We start from the raw sequence: 19197 nt of genomic DNA on the forward strand, positions 1-19197 counted from the left end.
CGGTGCCCGCCCCGATTTTCATAGGAGGTGCCCCCGTAATCGGGGGCGGAGGGGTCATCGGCTCCAGTCCCGCTGCCCATGACCCCTCCGTCGCCGTAAGACGGCGACACCTCCCCAGCGAAGCTGGGGAGGAGAATGAAAAGCGCGCCCATATGCGAATGCCCTGGCCTGGAGTGGCGCGCTCCCAGCGGAAGAGTCTGTTTCTTGCCAGGGGCGCCCCCCAGCGATCACGCTCGCTTGGCCTCGCTGACGCTCAGCGGTTGGGGCAGGCGGGCCAGCATCTCCTTGGGGACGACCTGCCAGAAATGCTCGAGGCAGCGATCCCAGTCGTTGAGCAGGCGGGCGCCGAGCGGCGACCTGGTCTCGCCGACATGCTCCTCCACCAGGGTGCGCGCCATCGCCTCCCAGTGCGGATGGTCGACGCGCTGCCACACCACCGTCTCGGGGTTGGCCTTGAGCGCGAAGACGTTCTCCGGATCGTAGACGAAGGCCATGCCGCCGGTCATGCCGGCGGCGAAGTTGATGCCGACCGGGCCCAGGATCACGGCGGTGCCGCCGGTCATGTACTCGCAGCCGTTGCTGCCGACGCCTTCGACCACCGTGTCGGCGCCGGAGTTGCGCACGGCGAAGCGCTCGCCGGCGCGGCCCGAGGCGAACAGCTTGCCGGCCGTGGCGCCATAGAGGACCGTGTTGCCGATGATGGTGTTGGCGTCGGGCACCAGCGGGCTCGACACCGGCGGGCGCACGACGATGGTGCCGCCGCTCAAGCCCTTGCCGACATAGTCGTTGGCGTCGCCATAGACCTCGAGCTTCATGCCGCGCACGGCGAAGGCGCCGAGCGACTGGCCGGCGGTGCCGCGCAGGCGCACCGTCACCGTGTCGGGCTGCAGGCCGTTCATGCCGTAGCTGCGCGTGATCATGGCGGCGAGCCGCGTGCCGACGGCGCGATGGGTGTTCCGCACGCTGTACTGCAGCTGCATCTTCTCGCGGTGCGTGAACAGGGGCCGGGCGTCGCGGATCATCTGAGCGTCGAGCGTGTCGGGCACCTCGTTGCGGCCCTCGATCGTGTTGTGCACCGCCCCGCGCCCGCCGTCGGCGCGCGCCAGCAGCGGATTGAGGTCGAGGTCGTCGAGATAGCGCGCGCCGCGGCTCACCTGCTTCAGGAGATCGGAGCGGCCGACCAGCTCGAGCAGCGAGCGATAGCCGAGCTGGGCCAGGATCTCGCGCACCTCCTCGGCCACGAAGCTGAACAGGTTGACGACCTTGTCGGGTGTGCCCTCGAACTTGGCGCGCAGCTTCGGGTCCTGCGTGCACACGCCGACCGGGCAGGTGTTGGAATGGCACTGCCGCACCATGATGCAGCCCATGGCGATCAGCGAGGCGGTGCCGATGCCGTACTCCTCGGCGCCCAGCATGGCGGCGATCACCACGTCGCGGCCGGTCTTGATGCCGCCGTCGGTGCGCAGCAGCACCTTGTCGCGCAGCCGGTTGAGCGTCAGCACCTGGTGGGTCTCCGACAGGCCCATCTCCCACGGGATGCCGGCATACTTGATGCTGGTCTGCGGCGAGGCGCCGGTGCCGCCGCTGTGGCCCGACACCAGGATGGTGTCGGCCTTGGCCTTGGCCACGCCGGCGGCAACCGTGCCGATGCCCGAGCGGGCGACCAGCTTCACCGCCACCCTCGCCTCCGGGTTGATCTGCTTCAGGTCGTAGATCAGCTGCGCCAGATCCTCGATCGAGTAGATGTCGTGATGCGGCGGCGGGCTGATCAGGCTGACGCCTTGTGTCGAATGGCGCAGGCGGGCGATCATCTCGCTCACCTTGGGCCCAGGCAGCTGGCCGCCTTCGCCGGGCTTGGCGCCCTGCGCCACCTTGATCTCGAGCTCGCGGCAGTTGTTCAGGTACTCCGCCGTGACGCCGAAGCGGCCCGACGCCACCTGCTTGATCGCCGACGAGGCGTTGTCGCCGTTGGCGCGCGCCTTGTAGCGCGCCGGATCCTCGCCGCCCTCGCCCGAGTCGGACTTGGCGCCGATCCGGTTCATGGCGATCGACAGCGTCTCGTGCGCCTCGGGGCCGAGCGCGCCCAGCGAGATGCCGGGCGCCACCAGCCGCTTGCGCAGCTCGGTGATCGAGCAGACCTCGTCGATCGGGATCGGCTTGCGGTCGGCCTTGAAGTCCAGCAGGTCGCGCAGGTTGATCGGCGGCAGGCGGCGCACCTGCTCGCTGTACTTGCGGAACTTGGCGTAGGATTCGGTGTTGACCGCGTCCTGCAACATGTGGATCAGGTTGCCTTCGAAATTGTGGCGATCGCCGCCCATGCGCGCCTTGTAGAAGCCGCCGATCGGCAGCGCGATCACGTCCTCGTCGAAGGCGCGCGCATGCTGCTCGGCGATCTTCTCCTGCACGCCGCGCAGGCCGATGCCGGAAATACGCGAAGGCATGCCGGGGAAGAACTCGGCGACCAGCGAGCGCGACAGGCCGACGGCCTCGAAGTTGCAGCCGCCGCGGTACGACGACAGCACCGAGATGCCCATCTTGGACATCACCTTCAGGAGGCCATCGTCGAGCGCCTTCTTGTAGTTGGCGAGGCACTGGCCAAGCGTGAGCTTGCCGAACAGCCCACGCTTGTGACGGGCGGCAATGGTCTCCTCGGCGAGGTAGGGGTTCACCGTGGTGGCGCCGACGCCGATGATGACGGCGGCATAGTGCACGTCCAGGCACTCGGCCGACCGCACGTTGAGCGAGGTGAAGGTGCGCAGCGACTGGCGCACCAGGTAGGAATGCACGCCGCCCGCCGCCAGGATCATCGGCAGCGCGGCGCGGTCGATGTCGACATTGGCGTCGGTCAGCACGATGTGCAGGCAGCCGCGACGCACCGCCTCCTCGGCCTCGTGGCAGATGCGCTCGAAGGCCTGGCGCATGGCGTCCAGCCCGCCGGTCGGATCGAACGTGCAGTCGATGCGCGCGGCCGACTCGCCCATGTACTTGCGCATCGCCTCGAACTCGGCGTTGAGCACGATCGGCGACTGCAGCGACAGCATCTCGCTCTGCTCCGGGCTCTCGTCGAGCACGTTGCCGAGATTGCCCAGCCGGGTGCGCAAGGTCATGACATTGCGTTCGCGCAGGCTGTCGATTGGCGGATTGGTCACCTGGCTGAAATTCTGCCGGAAGAAGTGATGCATGCCGCGGTAGGTGTCGGAGAGCACCGCGAGCGGCCCGTCGTCACCCATCGAGCCGACCGCTTCCTTGGCGTCCTCGACCATGGGATGGAGGATCATCTCGAGATCCTCGATCGACCAGCCGACAGCGAACTGGCGCCGGCGCAACTCGTCCGCGGCGAAGCGCTCGGCCGCCGGCGCGTCCTGCTTGATCAGCGAATCGAGCTCGACCGTGCGCGCCGTCCATGCCGCGTAGTCGTGCGTGCCGGCCAGCATGTCCTTCAGCTCGTGGTCCTTGTAGAGCGCCGGCTGGTCCATATCGACGGCCAGCATCTCGCCCGGGCCGAGCCGGCCCTTCTCGACGATCGCCGCTTCGTCCTGCGGCACCATTCCGGCCTCGGAGCCGGCGATCAGCAGGTCGGTCGAGGTGCGCACATAGCGCATCGGCCGCAAGCCGTTGCGGTCGAGCCCGACCAGCGCCCACTTGCCGGCGACGGCAGCGATCGCGGCCGGCCCGTCCCACGGCTCCATGACGCCGTTGACGTAGTTGTACATGGCGCGGTGCTTTGCGGGCACCGTCGGGTTGAACGACGACGCCTCGGGAATCATCATCGTCTTGACCATCGGCAGGTTGCGATGGCCGCGCACCAGCAGCTCGAACACGTTGTCGAGCGCCGACGAATCGGAGGCCTCGGGCTGGATGATCGGCTTCAGGTCCTCGATCGCCCGGCCGAAATGCTCGTGGCTCAGCCGCGCCTCGTGGCTCTTCATCCAGTTGACGTTGCCCAGGATGGTGTTGATCTCGCCGTTGTGCGCCAGCACGCGGAACGGCTGGGCCAGCCGCCATTGCGGGAAGGTGTTGGTCGAATAGCGCTGGTGGAAGATCGCGAAGCGCGAGGCGAAGCGCTCGTCGAGCAGGTCGGGATAGAACGCCGACAGATGCTCGGCGAGGAACATGCCCTTGTAGACGATCGAGCGGCAGCTGAGCGAGCAGACGTAGAACTCGCCGATATTCTCGGCCTGCGCCGCCTTCTCCATGCGCCGGCGCAGGATGTAGAGCTGCTTCTCGAACTCGCGATTGTCGAGCCTGGGATCGCCGCGGCCGATCAGGATCTGCTCGATCTCCGGCCGCGTGGCATTGGCCTTCTCGCCGATCACCGAGATGTCGACCGGCACCTGGCGCCAGCCCAGGATGGTGTGGCCGAAGCGCAGGATCTCGGTCTCGACGATGATGCGGCAGCGTTCCTGGGCGGCGAGGTCGGTGCGCGGCAGGAACACCATGCCGACGGCAATGCGGCCGACCTCGGGCATCTCGCCGCTCGAATCGCGCACGTGATCGCGGAAGAAGTCCTGCGGGATCTCGACATGGATGCCGGCGCCGTCGCCGGTCTTGCCGTCGGCGTCGACGGCGCCGCGATGCCATACCGCCTTCAACGCATCGATGCCGGCCGCGACGACGTCGCGGCGTCGCTTGCCGTCGAGCGCCACGACCATGCCGACGCCGCACGAATCGACCTCCTTGGCCGGATTGTAGCCGTAGACATCGGTGAGCTTGGCGACACCGTCGCGATAGTCGCGGACGAATTGCTCGGCATTGAAGTTGGTCATGGCGTGAACTTTCTGCAAGAAGCTCATCATCTTCCGGACCGCGTGAGCGCGTTCGCTTCGCGAGCCGCGCAGAAGCGTCTCGCTCGCTCAAGCTTCATGAGCGAGCGGGACGCTCGCGGTCCAGAAGACCATGAGCGCTACGTATCGGAGAACAGCTTGCCGGACTCGGCCCAGTTCTCTTTCTTGATGTCGGTCAGGATGATCTGGACGGCGTCGGGCGTGCAGCCGAGCGCGCGGCAGGTGCCCTCGGTGAGCTCCTTGGCGAGCTTGCGACGCTGCTCGAGCGTGCGGCCTTCGAACATCTGGACGTTGATCATGGGCATTGTCTGTCTCCTCGAGTTTTCACTTCGGCTTGACGCCGTACTTCTCCAGTTCCGGTGCCAGCACGCGGAACGTTTCACGGATGGCGTCACTCGTCATCTGCCGGCTGAGCTCTGAACTCTCACGTGTCAGGGCAGGCAGGGTTGCGATCAGCTTCTTGCCGAGCGTGGAGTCGTAGAAGGCGTTGAGCTCGCGCAATTCGTCGAAGGTGAAGGTGCGGGCATAAAGCGCGGTGACCTGCTCGACGTACTTCGGGACGCGCCGTTCCAGCTCCTTGGCCGCGACGTCGGCATAGCGGGCGATCAGCTCGTCCTTGTCCTTGTCCTTGTCGATGTCGATCGATGCGAACATCGATCGCATATGGGCGGGCATCGCCGCCAGTTGCTGCTGGATCAACGCTTCGACACCGACCCGGTTCATCAGTCTCTGGGCTTCGCCCAGCGTCGCAGGATCCGGTGCCGGTTGAGCGGCGGCAGGTCCTGCCGCTGCGAACAGCGCGAGGACCAGCATGAGGGCAGGCAAGCGCATGGCACTCTCCTCAGCTCTTGTGGGCGATCGTGACGTGGCCGGGCTGGCCTGCCACGCGCTTCAGCCAGCCATTGATATGCGGATGGTTCGCGAGGTCGAACCCGCCCTCGTGCGCGACGTGGGTGTAGCCATAGAGCGAGATGTCGGCCAGGCCGTAGCGGCCGCCGACGAACCACTCGTTCGCCGCGAGGTGCCGCTCCATGACGTCGAGCGCGGCGTAGCCCTTCTTCATGCGCTCCGGCAGCTCCATCTCCTGCAGCTTGGTGAGGCTCGGCAGGTAGTGCTTCCAGAAGCGTGCCACGGCGATGTAGGGCTCGTGGCTGTACTGCTCGAAGAACATCCATTGCAGTGTCTGGGCGCGGGCAAGCCGGTCGGCCGGCGCGAACGGCGTGCCTTCCGCCAAGTACCACATGATGGCGTTCGACTCGGCGAGATGCTTGCCGTCGGCGAGCTGCAGGGTCGGAATGCGGCCATTGGGATTCCTGGCCAAAAAATCTGCCGTGCGCGTCTCGCCCTTGAGGATGTCGCGCTCGACCAGCGTGTAGGGCGTGCCGGTCTGCGCGAGCAGCAGCCGCACCTTGTAGCCGTTGCCCGAGTCCATGTAGTCGTACAGCGTCAACATCGTCGTTCACTCCCCCGCGAGGCGCATTGCCGCTTGCGCCTTTGTCGTCAGATAGCCGTGAATGCGCTCGGCGGCGTCGCGGCCGTCGCGCACCGCCCACACCACCAGAGAGGCGCCGCGCGCGATGTCGCCGGCGGCGAACACGCCGTCGAGGCTGGTCATCATGCTGCGCCAGTCGATCTTCACCGTGCCGCCGCCGTTCACCGCGAGGTCGGGCGCGCCCATCGAGCCGGGCAGATCCTCGGCATCGAAGCCCAATGCCGTCAGCACGAGGTCGGCCTCGATATTGGCGTGCGAGTTGGGGATCTCCTGGGGCGTCTGGCGGCCGCCGGCGTCGGGCATGCCGAGATGGATGCGCACCGAGCGGACGTGGCTCACCTTGTCCTTGCCGAGGAAGCTCTGCGGCGCGCTCAGCCAGACGAACTCGACGCCTTCTTCTTCGGCATGCCTCACCTCGCGCTGCGATCCCGGCATATTGGCGCGGTCGCGCCGGTACAGGCACTTCACGGTTCGTGCGCCCTGGCGCACGGCGGTGCGTACGCAGTCCATGGCCGTGTCGCCGCCGCCCAGCACGACGACATTCTTGCCCCGGGCGTCGAGCGCGCCCGATGCGAACGCCGGCACCTGGTCGCCGAGACCGATGCGGTTGGACGCGGTGAGATAATCGAGGGCTGCGGCAATGCCGGGCAGGCCGATGCCGGGAGCGGCAATCTCGCGCGCCTTGTAGACGCCGGTCGCCAGCAGCACGGCGTCGTGACGCTGGCGCAGCTCGGCCAGCGAGACGTCACGGCCGACGTCGCAGTCGAGCTCGAAAGTGACCTTGGAGGCGCGCAGCAGGGCCTCGCGTCGCTGCACGATCTCCTTTTCCAGCTTGAAGTTGGGGATGCCGTAGATCAGCAGGCCGCCGACCCGGTCGTAGCGGTCGTAGATCGTGACCTGGTAGCCCTTGCGCCTCAGCTGCTCGGCGGCGGCCAGGCCAGCCGGACCGGCGCCGACGATGGCGACGCTCTCGCGCCGCTCGCGCCGCGGCCGGATCGGCCGCACCCAGCCCTGACTCCACGCCGTGTCGGTGATGAACTTCTCGACCGAGCCGATGGTCACCGAGTCGAACCCCTTCTCGATGACGCAGTTGCCCTCGCACAGCCGGTCCTGCGGGCAGATTCGCCCGCAGATCTCGGGAAAATTGTTGGTCGCCGAGGAAAGCTCGTAGGCCTCCTCGAGGCGGCCCTCGGCCGTGAGCTTCAGCCAGTCGGGGATGTTGTTGGCGAGCGGGCAATGGATTTGGCAGAACGGCACGCCGCATTGCGAGCAGCGCGCCGCCTGCTCGGCCGCCTTTTCCCGGGCATAGCTGGCATAGATCTCGTCGAAATCGCGCCGCCGCTCGGCTGCCGGCCGCTTGTCCGGCATGGCCTGCGACGTCCCGACGAACTTCAGCATCCTCTCGGCCATGGGGAGACTCCGCTGCACTTCCTGAAACTTTGCTGCGTCGGCCGTGCACCACCCGCGCCAAAGCTGCGTTTGCAGATGTTGTTTGCCACGACTCTCGCCGATGGTCAATAGTATTGACCTATTTCCCTACCACTCCCCAGCGATAGCCGATCCCCATGACAATTGGATGCTAATCAAGTTCCTAAATAGGACTAAATGCGCAAGCAAGGCGACATCTCTCGGCGACACGAGGCCGGATGGCGGCGTCAGATCAACAGGGCGCTAACTTACAAAGGGACCTCAGCCTGAGGAGCGCCCCTTAGGGCGCTCCTCAGGCTGAGGTTTTTGTGAGCCTTCGAGCAAAGTTAAGTTAGCGCCGGTGAGCGTCAGGCCGGGGCGTGCTGGTTGTAGCGGCCGCCGAGGCGGAAGCGATCCAGGTAGGTCGGCAGGATGACCTCGGCGGCCGTCGGCGCGATGCCGAGGGTCGCCAGGGTGTTGGCGCCCGCCCGCACGATATTGTCGTGGGTCAGGAGATCGATCTGGTCACGCGTGATCTGAGGCGTGATGCCGACCACGGCAGGAATCTCGGCGAAGAAGGCCGCAATCTTCATCAGGCCGGCCGGGATACCGACAACCCGCTTGCGGCGGTCGATCTCGCGCAAGGTCAGCTCGGCAATCTCGCGGTAAGTGTAGACGGTTGGCCCGCCCAGCTCGAACACACTCTTTGCCGTCTCGGGCCGTGCGAGGGCCACGACGGCCGCGTCGGCCACATCGCCCACGAACACCGGCTGCACTTGGGCGCGGCCATCGCCGACGACAGGTACCACCGGAGCCATCGCCGCGATCCTGGCCATGCGAGTGAACATCACGTCGCCCGGCCCGAACACGACGCTCGGCCGCAGGATGGTGGCCGAGGGAAAGTTAGCGATGATGGCGTCCTCGGCGTCGACCTTCGAGCGGATGTAGGGATTGGACGTCGTGCGGCGATCGGCTCCGATACCCGAGACGTGGATCAGCCGCTCGACGCCGGCGGCCGTCGCCGCCTCGGCGATCGCCCGCGCCCCGCCGACATGGACCTCCTGATAGCGCTGCCGGCCGCGCTGGAAGGCGATGCCCGAAGCGTTGATCACCGCCTGGCTGCCTGCCACGGCGGCGGCAACCGACCGCGGCATGCGCAGGTTGGTGCGCATCACCGTCACTTGGCCAACGTCGCCCGCCGTCTTGACCCGCTCGGCGAGCTCGATGCGGCGACACGCCACGCGCACCAGCATGCCTTCTTGCGCCAGCGCCCGCACCATGGCCCGGCCGACGAAGCCGCTACCGCCGAAAATCGTGACCTGCCTGATCTTCATGGAAGCTGCCTATAAACCATCGACGTTACGGCGCAAGCGCGCTGCGGTTGACATCGGCGCGTCATGGCCCTAACTCACCGCCCGCACTAGCCCGCATGCCGTGCCCAGGTGGCGGAATTGGTAGACGCACTAGTTTCAGGTACTAGCGCCGCGAGGCGTGGAAGTTCGAGTCTTCTCCTGGGCACCATGCCGGGCGTGCGAGGCACCCGATAGATGGCAATCACACTTCATCGCGGCGATCTTCCCGCCGGTCTTTCGTTCGGCTCGAGCGTTGCCATCGACACCGAGACGATGGGTCTCAATCCGCACCGCGACCGGCTGTGCGTGGTCCAGCTCTCGGCCGGCGACGGCAATGCCCACCTGGTGCAGATGCCGCGCGGACCCTATGCCGCGCCGCGGCTGGCAGCGCTATTGGCGGACACCAGCGTCCTGAAGCTGTTCCATTTTGGCCGCTTCGACATCGCCGTGCTCGAGCATGCGCTGGGCATCCGCTGCGAGCCGGTCTATTGCACCAAGATCGCCGCCAAGCTGACCCGCACCTTCACTGACCGCTACGGCCTGAAGGATCTCTGCAAGGAGCTGATCGGCGTCGATCTGTCCAAGCAGCAGCAGACCTCGGATTGGGGCGCCGACCAGCTCAGCGACGAGCAGCTGGCGTATGCCGCATCGGACGTGCTCCACCTGCACGCGCTCAAGGCCAAGCTCGACACCCTGCTCGAGCGCGAGGGCCGCACCGAGCTGGCCGAGGCCGCCTTTCGTTTCCTGCCGAGCCGCGCCCGGCTCGATCTCGCCGGCTGGCCCGAGATCGACATCTTCGAGCATTGACCATCGAGACTCCGCGCCTGCGGCTCAGGCCCTGGCAGGATGACGATCGCCCGGCCTTCGCCGCCTTGCATGCCGACCCGGAGGTGATGGCCGACCTGGGCGGACCAATCGATCGTGCGGCAAGCGATGCCAAGCTCGATCGATACCTTGCGGCGTTTGCCCGGCACGGCTTTTGCCGGTGGGCCGTCACGGCGCTGGACGGCGAATTGGTCGGCTACACCGGCGTGATGCCGGAATCGCAGGGACATCCGCTCGGCTTCCATTTCCAGGTTGGCTGGCGCTTCGTGCGGCGGGCCTGGGGGCAAGGATACGCCACGGAGGCGACCTTGGCGGCCCTCGATGACGCCTTCGGTCGTGCGGGATTGAATGAGGTCCTGGCCTATACGGCGGCGGACAATAGGCGATCGCAAGCCGTCATGACGCGCCTCCGACTGCAACGCGATCCTTCGCGGGACTTCACAATGGACAACGGCTGGCGCGGACTGGTCTGGGTGGCCCGACCAGCCTAAGGGCTGCTCTTTGGCACGCATTTTGCTAGATTGCCCGTTAGGGGAGGTCTAACCGGCCTTTCGGGGGTGTTGGCACATGCGTATCGGTCCGAGTCTCATCCTGACGTCACGCCAGACCCTGGCGATGACACCGCAGCTGCAGCAGGCGATCAAGCTGCTGCAGTTTTCGCATCTCGAACTCGCGGCCTTCATCCAGCAGGAACTCGAAAAGAATCCCCTTTTGACCGAGGGCGCCGCCGACGACGGCCAGACGGCTGACACGGATACCCCCGTCCTCGACGCGCCGGCCGATACGGCCGAGGCGCTGGCCGCCGCCGCGCCGGCGCTGGCCGATGCCGACGAGCGCTGGACGCGCGAGCATGCCGACCGTGGCGGCGACGGCGCGGCAAGTCGGGTTGGCCAGCGCGACGATGCGCCGGACGCGCTTGACTTCGTCGCCGACCGGCCACGCTCGCTCGCCGCCTACGTGCTGGAGCAGCTCGACATCCTGTTTGCCGACCCGGCCGAGCGGCGGATCGCACTCAAGCTCGCCGAGGGCCTCGACGAAGCGGGCTACTGCCGGCTCGACGCGGCGGTTGTCGCCGAGGCGGTCGGCGCCGACCTCGCCCGGGTCGAAGCTGTCTGGACGAGGCTGCGCGCTATCGAGCCGGCCGGCCTGTTCGCCTGTACCCTGGCCGAGTGCCTGGGCGCCCAGCTCGCCGAGCGCAACCGGCTCGATCCGGCGATGAAGGCGATGCTCGACAATCTCGACCTGGTCGCCGCCGGCGAGCTCACCCAGCTGCGCCGCCGCTGCGGCGTCGACGAGGAGGATCTGCGCGACATGCTGGCGGAGTTGCGCACCCTCGATCCGCGCCCGGGCCAAGCTTTCGAGTTCGAGCCGATCCAGCCGGTTGCACCCGATCTCGTCCTGCTACCGGCAAAGGATGCCGACACCGGCGAGGAAGGCTGGCACATCGAGCTCAACACCGAGGCGCTGCCCAAGGTGCTGGTCGATCGCAACTATCACGCGACCTTGATGAAGGGCGCACGCGCCAAGCCGGAGCGCGACTTCGTCGCCGAGCGTTTCCAGTCTGCCAACTGGCTGGTGAAGACGCTGGAGCAGCGCGCCACCACCATCCTCAAGGTGGCGCGCGAGATCGTGCGCCAGCAGGACGCCTTCTTCCGCCAGGGCGTGAGCGCGCTCAGGCCGCTGGTGCTGCGCGACATCGCGATCGCCACCGAGCTGCACGAAAGCACGGTGAGCCGCGTCACCTCGAACAAGTACATCGCCACGCCGCGCGGCATTTTCGAGCTCAAGTACTTCTTCACCTCGGCGCTGCCGGCGCGCACGCCCGGCGCCACCGTGTCGTCCGAATCGGTGCGCTCGCGCATTCGCCATCTGGTGGGCGCCGAGAATGCGCAGCATCCGTTGTCGGACGACCGCATCGTCGATCTGCTGAAGGGCGAGGGCATCGAGATCGCGCGCCGCACGGTGGCGAAGTATCGCGAAGCCATGCGCATTCCGTCGTCGGCCGAGCGCCGCCGGCTGGGACGCCTGGGCATGGCGCGCAGCCTGCCGCCGACCCTCTCCAACAGCGCTCTGGCGCCGCCGATGCTGGCGGGTTCGGCCGACTGACCGGGCCTCGGAAATGACCACGCGGCGCAGCTTGACCGGCCCGGTCGAGGCGCTTATAGGGGCGCACCTTTCGCCCAGGGGTGCGACAGGTCCCTGCGTGGCAACCCATTGGTGACATTGTGGAAATCGCCGATTTGCTGACCGGTCCCGAGGCGGTCCTGGCGAACGTGAAGGCGTCCAGCAAGAAGGCCTTGCTGGCCGAATTGTCTAATCGAATCGCCACCCTCCTGAAGCTCGATGAGCGCCGCCTGTTCGACCGGCTGCTCGAGCGCGAGCGCCTCGGCTCAACCGGAATCGGCGGCGGCATCGCCATTCCACACGGCCGCCTGCCGAACATTGCCAAGCCTTCGGGCCTGTTCGCCCGGCTTGCCCATCCGATCGATTTCAACGCCATCGACGAACGGCCGGTCGACGTTGTCTTCCTGCTGATCGCCCCCGAGGGCGCGGGCGCCGACCATCTCAAGGCGCTCGCCCGGGTGTCGCGCCTGCTGCGCGATCGCACCCTGGTCGACAAGCTGCGCGCCACTGACAATGCCGAGGCGCTTTATGCGCTGCTGATCGAGCCGTTCCAGACTCAGACGGCGGCCTAGGCGTCAGCTCATTCGCCGGGAGCGCGATGGCGCTCATACTCCTCTCCTCCCTACGGGTAGCGTGGGGAGGTGTCTCGGTAATCCGAGACGGAGGGGTCGAAGGCCCCAGTCCCGTTGCTCATGACCCCTCCGTCGCCGAAGACGGCGACACCTCCCCAGCTTCGCTAGGGAGGAACCATGAGCATGAGCGCCATCGCGAGCGATTGGCGCGCTCCCGGCAATGACTCAATGCACCATGGCCGGCTCGAGGTCGTGCTGGCGGATCAGCGCCTGCGCGATCTCGACCGAAGGCGCGGCGGCGATCGCCTTGCCGTCGGCCGAGAAGATGCCGATCGCATGTTCCCCGTCGGGCAGGTTGATCGCTTTGACATAGGCGATCTGCTGGGCGCCGAGGCTGAGGAAAGCGTCGTCGGGGAGGCGGGTGAAAGTCGTCGTCGTCTGCTCGTTTTCCATGGCTACCTCCTTGGCAGCGTCCCTATCCGTCCTATCGCGTCCGCCGGGTGGCGATGACGATAGCGGCCCTTTCCTCCATGTTTCTCTCGCCGGCATCGATCGGGATGGTGCGGATGCGCGGTTCGATCACCGGGCGGACCAGATCGATCGACAGCAGCCCGTTGTCGAGACGGGCACCGGTGATCTCGATGCCGTCGGCCAGCATGAAGGCGCGTTGAAACTGGCGGGCGGCGATGCCGCGATGAAGGAACACCCGCGTGGTGTCATCGGTCTGCTTGCCGCGCACCGACAGCTGGTTCTCGATCAGCTCGATCACCAGATCGTCGGTCGTGAAGCCGGCAACGGCCAGCGTGATGCGCAGCCCGTTCTCGCCAATGCGCTCGATATTGTACGGAGGGTAACCCTCGGCGTTCTTGGCCAGTCGATCCAGCGTCCGTTCGAACTGGTCGAAGCCCAGCAGCAAGGGCGAATTGAAGATCGGCATACGACTCATGCAACCCCCCTCCAAGGAGCGAGCGGCCCGGAAACCCGTCACGGCGTTCCCTTGGGGTGAATCTGGGGAGCGGGCGAGCCGGTTCAAGACCTGGTGACAGTCCGGCCAGCGGGGAGCTGATCGGGACAAGGGCGCTTTCAAGGCATCGCCATGGCTGGTCCTGTCGGGTAAACTAGCTCACCCTCACCCGCCCGGTGGCAGTCCTGCCAGGCCAAAACAACAGAAGCTGATGACGCTGGTTGCTTCAGATGTGCGACGGCCCGGTGATCCTTTGGTAGCAGGCGAGCGTCCGATGCGCTCCACGCCGCCCGTCCGCCGCACCAAGGCCCCCCTCGACGCTCCGGCCGGCGAGCCGCGCGCCCTGCGCCGCTGGCTGCTCGGCTCCCGCCTTTATTCGATGACCTTGGGCTATGGCAGCCCAAGCACGTTCTTCGCCGTGGCGCCCGACAACTGGCCGGGTGAGCCGGCGATCGGGCACCGCCTGCTGGCCGGCGAACTGCAGGCGCGCGGCCATGTCGACACGGTGGCGCCGGAAGCAGCCGATCCGCCGTGGCAGCGTGCCGGCGCCCCGCCGCTCTGGCTCGAAGCGCTGAACGGCTTCGGCTGGTTGCGTGACCTGCGCGATTCGGGCGACATCGCGGCCGCCTCGCTGGCAGTCCGCTTGGTGGACGATTGGACCAACCGGGAATGGCGCTGGTCGCCGGTCACGTGGCGGCGCGACGTGCTCGCCGAGCGCATGGTGGCCTGGATCCGCCACTACGACTGGATGGCGGCGGCGGCCGATCCGGGCTTCGCCGCCCGCTTCGTCTTCTCGCTGGCCCGCCAGCGCACCCATCTCAAACGCGCGCTGCGCACCGGCCTGGTCGGGCACGACGCGGTCGCTGCGCTGAAGGCGCTGGTCTTCGCCGACCTCGCCTTCCTGCGTGATGGACGATCGTTCGAGCGAAGCCTCGAGCAGACGCTGGCGCGGCTTGGCAGGTTCGTGAAGCGCTACGTCCTGCATGACGGCATCGTGGCCGAGCGCGCGCCGCACCTGCAGCTCGTGGTGCTGCGTCACCTGGTCGACGTCCGTGCGGCGCTGACCTCGGCCGAACGCCGGCCGCCCGCCGAGCTGGTCGCCGCGATCGATCGGTTGGCCCCCATGCTGCGCTTCTTCCGCCATGGCGATGGCGGGCTGGCCCTGTTCAATGGCGCCTGGGAGGGCGACCGCACGATGATCGACCTGGTGCTGGCGCGGTCGGGGTCGAGCGAGCCGGCACCCAAGTCGGCGCTGGTCAGCGGCTTCCAGCGTCTCGCGGCAGGCACCTCGCTGGTGATTGCCGATTCCGGCAGTCCGCCGGGACGTGGCATGGACGGCATCGCCCATGCCGGCACGCTGTCGTTCGAGATGAGCGCGGCTCACGAACGCCTGATCGTCAATTGCGGCACCTACCCCGGCGCGGCGCGCGAATGGCGGCATTTCATGCGCTACACGGCGGCGCACAGCACGGCCGTCGTAGACGACACCAACTCGAGCGAGATCACCAACCACGGCTCGCTCGAGTACCGTGCCGGCAACGTGCTGGTCGATCGCGCCGACTCCGACGGCGCGCAGTGGCTCGACATGTGCCACGACGGCTACCGCTCGCTCTACGGCATCGTCCATCGCCGCCGGCTGTGGCTGTCGGCCGACGGTGGCGATTTGCGCGGCGAGGATACCTTCGGCGGCCCCGAAGGCCGGCCGGTGACGCTGCCAGACCGGCGATTCATCGTCCGCTTCCACCTTCATCCCGCGGTCAAGGCGACGCTGGCGCAAAGCGGACAGGCGGTGCTGATGCGCCTGCCGAGCGGCCGCGCCTGGCGCCTGCGCGCCTCGGGCGCCGGCATGGGCCTGGCCGAAAGCATCTATCTCGGCGAGCTCGGCCGGGTGCGCCGCACCGAGCAGATCGTGCTGGTCGGGCAGGTGCCGATGGAAGGCACGACGGTGAAATGGGCGCTGACCCGGATGGAGGGGTGAGGCGTCGCGAGCGCTGATTTAAGGGTGCCCCGTTGCGCTCGGGGTGACATCACGGCGCCGGGGGCGCGCCATTCCAGTGGCGCGTCTTCGTGTGTTCGACGATGATCGTGCCGCGGGAGTGGCGCGCCCCAGCTGTGGGGTGTCGTGTGCCCCGGGAAAGGCGCTTGCGAAGCAAGCACCGTAGGCGAGGGACCTTTCGTCTACGGCTTCAGGAACCCGACCGTCCGGTAGACCTCGGCGAGGATCGGCTCTGCCAGCGCCGCCGCCCGCGCGGCGCCGTCGCCCAGCACCGAGTCGACATGGCCGGGATCCTTCATCAGGCGCTGCATCTCGGCGCCGACCGGGCCGAGCTTCTCGACGGCCAGCTCGGTGAGCGCTCCCTTGAACTCGGAAAACTGCTTGCCGGCGAACTCGGCGACGATGCTCGGCTTGTCGCGATCGGCGAGTGCCGCGTAGATGCCCAGCAGATTGTCGGCGTCCGGCCGCTTCTCGGCGTCGGAGACCGTCTCGGGCATCGGCATCGGATCGGTCTTGGCGCGACGGATCTTCTGGGCGATGGCGTCGGCGTCGTCGGTCAGGTTGATGCGCGAGTAGTCCGACGGATCGGACTTGCTCATCTTCTTGGTGCCGTCGCGCAGGCTCATCACCCGCGTCGCCTCGCCGAAGATCAGCGGCTCGGTGATCGGGAAGAAGTCGGGCGCGTTGAAGTCGTTGTTGAACTTGATGGCGATGTCGCGTGTCAGCTCGAGATGCTGCTTCTGGTCCTCGCCGACCGGCACGTGCGTCGCCTTGTAGATCAGGATGTCGGCCGCCATCAGCGCCGGATAGGCGTAAAGGCCGAGCGAGGCGTTCTCGCGGTCCTTGCCCGCCTTCTCCTTGAACTGGGTCATGCGGTTCATCCAGCCGACCCGGGCCACGCAGTTGAACACCCAGGCAAGCTGGGCGTGCGCCGGCACCATCGACTGGTTGAAGATGATCTGCTTCTGGCCGTCGACGCCGGCGGCCAGGAAGGCCGAGGCGATCTCGCGCGTCTGCGCGGCCAAGAGCTTGGGATCCTGCGGCTGGGTGATGGCGTGCAGGTCGACGACGCAATACAGGCACTCGTAGTCGAACTGCAGGCGGGCGAAGTTGCGGATCGCGCCGAGGTAGTTGCCGAGATGCAGATTGCCGGTCGGCTGCACGCCGCTCAGGATTCGACCCTTGAGGCCGCGGGCCGTGTAGGGCGCCAGATGCGCGTTGGGCGACGAGGTCACGCTGTCAGGCATGGATGTGGACTCCGCTCACTGTGGAAGGGCGCGGGGTTTGGACCTCCGCGCACCCCGCCGGTGGAAGGCGAGGGCGGGGCGGTATGGCGCAGGACGGCGCCGGAATCAAGGCAGGGCCGAGGCTCGAAGGCCGACGTTCCAGCGTTCAGGCCTCGGTCAGATTGAGGCGCCGCTTGATCAGGCCGAGCTCGCCCCGGATCTGGTCCAGGCGCACTTCGACATGGGCCAGATGCTCGGCATGGAGTGCGATGTCGCGTTTGACGCCGGCCAGAGATTCTTCCAGTCGGTTGAGCTTCATGCCGTGCTCGATCTGGGTCTCGCGCATGCTGCTGAAATCGGCCCGGAGGGCTCGCAGATGCTCCAGCACGAGGTTGATCGGTTCGTCGGTCATTGGTTCAACGAACGTAGGGGTCAGCTGGGGGAGGGTCAACCCGCCGGACGCGGTGCTGGCTGTCGTTGACGGCCCCGGTTCGGCCTGTTTCCATCGTGGCTTGCACGCATCTTGCAGGATAGCGGGAGCGTCACGAGGGACAGAGTCGGGTTCAGGGCGACTCGAGATTTGGGAGGATAGTCGATGAACGAAGGTCGTTTGCGCCATCTGATTGGCCAGGTGAAAGCAGGCAAGGTGTCCCGTCGGGCGTTCCTTCGCCGGATGGCGGCGGTAGGACTGACGGCGCCGCTGGCCAATCAATTGCTGGGACTCTCCGGCGTGGCCATGGCGCAGTCGCGTCCGGCCTACAAGCCGACCAGGCGCGGCGGCGGCGGCATCCTGAAGGTGCTGTGGTGGCAGGCGCCGACGCTGCTCAATCCGCACTTCGCGACCGGCACCAAGGACCAGGACGGCTCGCGGCTGTTCTACGAGCCGCTGGCCGGCTGGGACCAGGACGGCAATCTGCGGCCGTTGCTGGCGGAGTCGATCCCCGGCCGCGAGGACGGCACGCTGGCTGCCGACGGCAAGTCGGTGACCTGGAAACTGAAGAAGGGCGTGAAGTGGCACGACGGCCAGCCCTTCACCGCCGACGACGTCGTCTTCAACTGGGAGTACGCGCGCAATCCGGCGACCGCGGCCGTCACCAGCGGCGTCTACAAGGACATCACGGTCGAGAAGGTCGACTCCCACACCGTGACCGTGAAGTTCAAGGAACCGACACCGTTCTGGGCGGACGCCTTCGTCGGCGCGACCGGCATGCTGATCCCCAGGCACCTGTTCACCGACTATATCGGCGACAAGTCGCGCGAGGCGCCGACCAACCTGAAGCCGGTCGGCACTGGCCCCTACAAGTTCAAGGACTTCAAGCCGGGCGACATGGTGACCGGCGTCATCAACACCGACTATCACCAGGACAACAAGCCCCACTTCGACGCCATCGAGATGAAGGGCGGCGGTGATGCGGTCTCGGCGGCGCGCGCGGTTCTGCAGACCGGCGAGTTCGACTTCGCCTGGAACATGCAGGTCGAGGACGAGATCCTGCAGCGCCTGGAGAAGGGCGGCAAAGGCCGCGTCGCCATCAACGATGCGGGCTTCATCGAGCATATCCAGGTCAACTTTACCGATCCCTGGACAGAGGTCGACGGCGAGCGCGCGAGCGTCAAGACCAAGCATCCGACGCTCAGCGATCCGGCGGTTCGACAGGCGCTGTCGCTGCTGGTCGACAAGGATTCGGTCGAGAAGCACATCTACGGCCGCACCGGCCGCGCGACGCCCAACTTCATCTACAATCCGGAGCGCTTCCGGTCGAAGACCACCAAGTACGAGTTCAACGTCGACAAGGCCAACGACGTGCTCGAGAAGGCGGGCTGGAAGAAGGGCGCCGACGGCATCCGCGAGAAGGACGGCAAGAAGCTGAAGTTCGTCTACCAGACCTCGATCAACCAGCCGCGCCAGAAGACCCAGGCGATCGTCAAGCAGGCCTGCCAGAAGGCCGGCATCGACATCGAGATCAAGTCGGTGACGGCCTCGGTGTTCTTCTCGTCCGACGTCGCCAACCCCGACACCTATCCGCACTTCTACGCCGACCTGCAGATGTACAACAACGGTCCGCAGCAGCCGGACCCGGCGGTGTTCCTGCGCCAGTTCCTGTCGTCGGAGGTGTCGACCAAGGCCAACAAGTGGCAAGGCCGCAACGTCACGCGCTGGGTGAACAAGGAGTACGACGACATCTACAACGCCGCCCAGGTCGAGCTCGACCCGCTGAAGCGCGCGGCCCTGATGATCAAGCTGAACGAGATGGTCGTGAACGACCATGTCGTGATCCCCGTGGTCGCCCGTCCCGTCGTCACCGCCGTCAGCAACAGGCTCACCGCCGAGCTGAGCGGCTGGGACACCAACACCTGGGACCTGGCGAGCTGGTATCGCGAGGCCTGAGGCCGTTGCCGGTCCACGGGCGGCGGCCAAGTGTTGACGTCGCCCGTCGGGCCTGTTCCCATCACGGTT

At 66.9% G+C, this 19197-nt stretch carries 16 protein-coding genes and 1 tRNA gene; 7 read left to right on the forward strand and 10 right to left on the reverse strand.

What is annotated here, in order from left to right; translation table 11 throughout:
* Window positions 1–227 precede the first annotated feature (227 nt).
* From gltB to ACILR9_RS21655, 6 genes are all read right to left on the reverse strand, one after another.
* On the reverse strand, window positions 228–4766 hold the full coding sequence (gene gltB, locus ACILR9_RS21630; RefSeq protein WP_395712033.1) for a glutamate synthase large subunit: 4539 nt from the start codon (window positions 4764–4766) through the stop codon (window positions 228–230).
* A 137-nt stretch (window positions 4767–4903) separates the two neighbouring features.
* On the reverse strand, window positions 4904–5179 hold the full coding sequence (locus tag ACILR9_RS21635; RefSeq protein WP_395712034.1) for a 4-oxalocrotonate tautomerase: 276 nt from the start codon (window positions 5177–5179) through the stop codon (window positions 4904–4906).
* Window positions 5109–5615 (reverse strand): DUF2059 domain-containing protein, encoded by a 507-nt coding sequence (locus ACILR9_RS21640; RefSeq protein WP_395712035.1) that lies wholly within the window; start codon window positions 5613–5615, stop codon window positions 5109–5111. Before ACILR9_RS21640 ends, ACILR9_RS21635 begins: the two co-directional genes overlap by 71 nt.
* A 10-nt stretch (window positions 5616–5625) precedes the next feature.
* Window positions 5626–6237, reverse strand: coding sequence for a glutathione S-transferase family protein (locus tag ACILR9_RS21645; protein WP_395712036.1), 612 nt, complete (start codon window positions 6235–6237; stop codon window positions 5626–5628).
* Between the two features lie 6 nt (window positions 6238–6243).
* Window positions 6244–7686 carry an NAD(P)-dependent oxidoreductase gene (locus ACILR9_RS21650; protein WP_395712037.1) on the reverse strand — a complete coding sequence of 481 codons (1443 nt, stop codon included), beginning with the start codon at window positions 7684–7686 and terminating at the stop codon, window positions 6244–6246.
* A gap of 365 nt (window positions 7687–8051) precedes the next feature.
* Window positions 8052–9017 carry a complex I NDUFA9 subunit family protein gene (locus ACILR9_RS21655; RefSeq protein WP_395712038.1) on the reverse strand — a complete coding sequence of 322 codons (966 nt, stop codon included), beginning with the start codon at window positions 9015–9017 and terminating at the stop codon, window positions 8052–8054.
* A 102-nt stretch (window positions 9018–9119) separates the two neighbouring features.
* Here ACILR9_RS21655 and ACILR9_RS21660 point away from each other — a divergent pair.
* The 5 genes from ACILR9_RS21660 (at window position 9120) to ptsN (ending at window position 12556) form a co-directional block, all read left to right on the forward strand.
* Window positions 9120–9204 (forward strand) — tRNA-Leu (locus ACILR9_RS21660).
* A gap of 26 nt (window positions 9205–9230) precedes the next feature.
* A complete protein-coding gene (locus ACILR9_RS21665; RefSeq protein ID WP_395712039.1) occupies window positions 9231–9842 on the forward strand; it encodes a ribonuclease D in 612 nt (203 codons plus the stop codon).
* On the forward strand, window positions 9839–10351 hold the full coding sequence (locus tag ACILR9_RS21670) for a GNAT family N-acetyltransferase (protein ID WP_395712040.1): 513 nt from the start codon (window positions 9839–9841) through the stop codon (window positions 10349–10351). Before ACILR9_RS21665 ends, ACILR9_RS21670 begins: the two co-directional genes overlap by 4 nt.
* A 76-nt stretch (window positions 10352–10427) precedes the next feature.
* Window positions 10428–11966: an RNA polymerase factor sigma-54 gene (gene rpoN / locus ACILR9_RS21675; RefSeq protein WP_395712041.1), complete on the forward strand. Its 1539-nt coding sequence runs from the start codon at window positions 10428–10430 to the stop codon at window positions 11964–11966.
* A gap of 119 nt (window positions 11967–12085) precedes the next feature.
* Entirely contained in the window at window positions 12086–12556 is a 471-nt protein-coding gene (gene ptsN, locus ACILR9_RS21680) for a PTS IIA-like nitrogen regulatory protein PtsN (RefSeq protein WP_395712042.1), read from the forward strand.
* A gap of 225 nt (window positions 12557–12781) precedes the next feature.
* Here ptsN and ACILR9_RS21685 read toward each other — a convergent pair whose 3' ends face one another.
* Entirely contained in the window at window positions 12782–13009 is a 228-nt protein-coding gene (locus ACILR9_RS21685; protein ID WP_395712043.1) for a hypothetical protein, read from the reverse strand.
* A 31-nt stretch (window positions 13010–13040) separates the two neighbouring features.
* Entirely contained in the window at window positions 13041–13502 is a 462-nt protein-coding gene (locus ACILR9_RS21690) for an Hsp20 family protein (RefSeq protein WP_395712044.1), read from the reverse strand.
* A gap of 292 nt (window positions 13503–13794) precedes the next feature.
* Here ACILR9_RS21690 and ACILR9_RS21695 point away from each other — a divergent pair, with 292 nt between their 5' ends.
* A complete protein-coding gene (locus ACILR9_RS21695) occupies window positions 13795–15498 on the forward strand; it encodes a heparinase II/III family protein (protein WP_395712045.1) in 1704 nt (567 codons plus the stop codon).
* Between the two features lie 200 nt (window positions 15499–15698).
* Here ACILR9_RS21695 and trpS read toward each other — a convergent pair whose 3' ends face one another.
* Together trpS and ACILR9_RS21705 are read right to left on the reverse strand one after the other, a co-directional pair.
* Window positions 15699–16763, reverse strand: a complete 1065-nt coding sequence (trpS, locus tag ACILR9_RS21700) for a tryptophan--tRNA ligase (RefSeq protein ID WP_395712046.1) — start codon at window positions 16761–16763, stop codon at window positions 15699–15701.
* A 145-nt stretch (window positions 16764–16908) separates the two neighbouring features.
* The gene (locus ACILR9_RS21705) at window positions 16909–17154 is read right to left on the reverse strand and encodes a hypothetical protein (RefSeq protein WP_395712047.1); all 246 of its coding nucleotides are present in this window, start codon (window positions 17152–17154) and stop codon (window positions 16909–16911) included.
* Window positions 17155–17337: 183 nt separating this feature from the next.
* Here ACILR9_RS21705 and ACILR9_RS21710 point away from each other — a divergent pair, with 183 nt between their 5' ends.
* A complete protein-coding gene (locus ACILR9_RS21710; RefSeq protein WP_395712048.1) occupies window positions 17338–19128 on the forward strand; it encodes a peptide ABC transporter substrate-binding protein in 1791 nt (596 codons plus the stop codon).
* Window positions 19129–19197: the final 69 nt, after the last annotated feature.

The organism is Reyranella sp., from assembly GCF_044224635.1.
In the GTDB taxonomy this organism is placed as follows: Bacteria; Pseudomonadota; Alphaproteobacteria; order Reyranellales; family Reyranellaceae; genus Reyranella.

Excerpts from the sequence above, each read along its gene's own strand:
- ACILR9_RS21645 (WP_395712036.1), bottom strand. The coding sequence starts at position 6,237 with ATGTTGACGCTGTACGACTACATGGACTCGGGCAACGGCTACAAGGTG.
- ACILR9_RS21695 (WP_395712045.1), top strand. The coding sequence starts at position 13,795 with ATGCGCTCCACGCCGCCCGTCCGCCGCACCAAGGCCCCCCTCGACGCT.
- ACILR9_RS21665 (WP_395712039.1), top strand. The coding sequence starts at position 9,231 with ATGGCAATCACACTTCATCGCGGCGATCTTCCCGCCGGTCTTTCGTTC.
- ACILR9_RS21710 (WP_395712048.1), top strand. The coding sequence starts at position 17,338 with ATGAACGAAGGTCGTTTGCGCCATCTGATTGGCCAGGTGAAAGCAGGC.
- ACILR9_RS21650 (WP_395712037.1), bottom strand. The coding sequence starts at position 7,686 with ATGGCCGAGAGGATGCTGAAGTTCGTCGGGACGTCGCAGGCCATGCCG.
- ACILR9_RS21685 (WP_395712043.1), bottom strand. The coding sequence starts at position 13,009 with ATGGAAAACGAGCAGACGACGACGACTTTCACCCGCCTCCCCGACGAC.
- ACILR9_RS21640 (WP_395712035.1), bottom strand. The coding sequence starts at position 5,615 with ATGCGCTTGCCTGCCCTCATGCTGGTCCTCGCGCTGTTCGCAGCGGCA.
- ACILR9_RS21690 (WP_395712044.1), bottom strand. The coding sequence starts at position 13,502 with ATGAGTCGTATGCCGATCTTCAATTCGCCCTTGCTGCTGGGCTTCGAC.
- trpS (WP_395712046.1), bottom strand. The coding sequence starts at position 16,763 with ATGCCTGACAGCGTGACCTCGTCGCCCAACGCGCATCTGGCGCCCTAC.
- ACILR9_RS21655 (WP_395712038.1), bottom strand. The coding sequence starts at position 9,017 with ATGAAGATCAGGCAGGTCACGATTTTCGGCGGTAGCGGCTTCGTCGGC.
- gltB (WP_395712033.1), bottom strand. The coding sequence starts at position 4,766 with ATGACCAACTTCAATGCCGAGCAATTCGTCCGCGACTATCGCGACGGT.
- ACILR9_RS21705 (WP_395712047.1), bottom strand. The coding sequence starts at position 17,154 with ATGACCGACGAACCGATCAACCTCGTGCTGGAGCATCTGCGAGCCCTC.
- rpoN (WP_395712041.1), top strand. The coding sequence starts at position 10,428 with ATGCGTATCGGTCCGAGTCTCATCCTGACGTCACGCCAGACCCTGGCG.